Below are 2,462 nucleotides of genomic sequence, written 5' to 3'. Positions count from 1 at the left end.
TCGGCGGGGTCCGCTTCCCGGCCATCGGCGAACTGCCCTACCTGCTCACCCTCGCAGGCCACGGCTTCTACTGGTTCCGGCTCCGGAAGAACGTCCCGAAGGCCACCAAGGTGAACTTGTTCGTGAGCCGTTGATCCATGGCCGTTGATTCATGGCCGTTGATTCATGGCCGCTGATGCGTCGGCCGCCACGGAAAGGACGCGACGCCATGCCGAAGACCGAGACCGCAACGCTCCGTACGGAGAGCCTCGGCTCCGCCTCGCTGCTGCCCTCGCTCTCCGGTCTGCTGCGTGAGTGGCTGCCGCGCCAGCGCTGGTTCGCCGGCAAGGGACGTCCCGTCACGGATCTTGCGTTGCTCTCGGTGACCAAGCTGCACCCGGACTGCCTGCACATCCTGATACGCGCGGACTACGCCGAGCCGCCCGGAGGCCGTGGACCGGGCGCCGCCCCGGCCCATGACTGCTACCAACTCTTCCTCGGAATGGGCGAGTTGTTGTCGCCCCGGCAGTCCCCGGCCGTCCTCGGGCGCGTCGCCGAGGGCCCCCTGGCCGGGCTGCTGGTCTACGACGCCCTCCAGGAACCGCGCTCGGCGTCCCTGCTCCTGGAGCGGCTGCGCACGCCGGGCACCGCGGGTGCCCTCCGCTTCGAACGCGACAGACGGGTGACGATCCCCGCCGGACTCGCTCCGCGCCTTCTCGAAGCCGAGCAGTCCAACTCCTCGCTGGTGTACGGAGACGTGTACATCCTGAAGATCTTCCGGCGCGTGCGGCCCGGAATCAATCCGGACCTGGAAGTGCCCTGGGCACTCGCTCGGCAGGGCTGCACCCGCGTACCCGCCACGGTGGCCTGGTTCCGCACCTCGAACCCCTGGGTCGCGACGCTCGGTGTGCTCCAGCCGTTCCTGCGCGGCGGCGTCGACGGATGGACGCAGGCGCTCAAGGCACTTGCGTCCGGGCGGGAGTTCACCGAGGAGGCCTATGAGATGGGGCAGGCCACGGCCGAGGTGCATCTGGCGCTGGCCGCGGCTTTCCCCGTCGAGTCGCAGGGCGCTCGCGAGAGCGAGCGGCTCGCGGCCGGGATGGTCGATCGCCTCCGGGACGCCATCCATGCCGTACCGGAGCTGCTGCCGCACGCGTCCGGGCTGCGGTCCGCCTTCACCGGACTGGCCGCGCTCGATGCGCCCCGGCCCGCGCAGCGCATCCACGGTGACCTGCACCTGGGCCAGGTGCTGCGAGCAGGACGGCAGTGGCACGTGATCGACTTCGAGGGCGAACCGGCCCGCCCGCTGCCCGAACGGCGCCGCACCCAGTCCCCGGTACGCGACGTCGCGGGCATGCTCCGCTCCTTCGACTACGCCGCCCACGCCCGGCGGCCGTGGCATCCCGCATGGGCGCTGCGCTGCCGGGAGGCGTACTGCGCGGGCTACGCCGCCGAGGCGGGCTGGGACCCGCGGGCGGAACCCGAACTGCTGCGCGCGTACGAGACGGACCGCGCCGTGTACGAGGTCCTGTACGAGGCCCGGCACCGACCGGACTGGCTGCCCGTGCCGATGGCGGCGATCGCACGCCTCGCCGAGCGTCCCGCCCTGAGGAGGCTGACGACGTGACAAGCCCGACTGCGTCCCCGCCACCGCTCTCCTCGCCGCAGCTGGGCACGCCGAGACCCGCACCCGCGACACCGGACGACCGGGAGCGGCTGCTGGCAGGCGCACACCACGACCCGCACTCGGTGCTGGGCGCGCATCCGGTGCCGGACGGGCTGGCCTTCCGTGTGCTGCGCCCGTGTGCGCTCTCGGTGACCGTCGTCATGGGCGACGCATGGGCCGAGCTGCACGACGACGGGGACGGCTTCTTCTCGGCGCTGCTGTCGCTGCGCCACATACCGGACTACCGGCTCCTCGTGGCCTACGAGGGCACGGTGCTCGAGAGCGATGATCCCTACCGATTCCTCCCGGCGCTCGGCGAGCTCGACCTTCACCTGATCGGAGAGGGACGTCACGAGGAGCTGTGGAAGGCGCTCGGCGCCCGGGTCATGACCCACGCCGGAGTCCGGGGAACCCGCTTCACGGTCTGGGCGCCGAACGCGCGGGGCGTCCGGGTCTGCGGGGACTTCTGCCACTGGGACGGCAGCGCGTACCCGATGCGCTCGCTCGGCTCCTCGGGCGTCTGGGAGCTGTTCGTCCCCGGCCTAGGACCGGGCACGCGCTACAAGCTGGACATCACACGCCCCGACGGCACGCACAGCGTACGCGCGGATCCCATGGCCCGCCGCACGGAGGTCCCCCCGGCGACCGCCTCGGTCGTGACGGAGTCGTCGTACGAGTGGGGCGACGGGGAGTGGATGGCGGGGCGTGGTGACCGTCCGGTGCACGAGGCGCCGTTCTCGGTGTACGAGGTGCACCTGCCGTCCTGGCGGCCGGGGCTGACGTACCGTCAACTGGCCGACCAGCTCCCCGCGTACGT

Annotated in this window: 2 protein-coding genes; both read left to right on the top strand. The window is 71.8% G+C overall.

Going from position 1 to position 2,462, the window contains the following annotated elements; all coding sequences use genetic code 11:
* The first annotated feature begins 208 nt into the window (after window positions 1–208).
* A complete protein-coding gene (locus ABT186_RS47490; protein WP_351237901.1) occupies window positions 209–1,606 on the top strand; it encodes a maltokinase N-terminal cap-like domain-containing protein in 1,398 nt (465 codons plus the stop codon).
* A partial coding sequence (locus ABT186_RS47485) for a GlgB N-terminal domain-containing protein (RefSeq protein ID WP_502973556.1) occupies window positions 1,603–2,462 on the top strand: 860 nt, incomplete at its 3' end. The genes ABT186_RS47490 and ABT186_RS47485, both read left to right, overlap by 4 nt.

Source organism: Streptomyces sp. NPDC001634, assembly GCF_040298185.1.
Classification (GTDB): Bacteria; Actinomycetota; Actinomycetes; order Streptomycetales; family Streptomycetaceae; genus Streptomyces.
Note: the sequence above shows the minus strand (reverse complement) of the source record. Positions and strands in the feature narration are given on the sequence as shown.

Coding starts and splice junctions, on each gene's coding strand:
- ABT186_RS47490 (WP_351237901.1), top strand. CDS start 209: ATGCCGAAGACCGAGACCGCAACGCTCCGTACGGAGAGCCTCGGCTCC.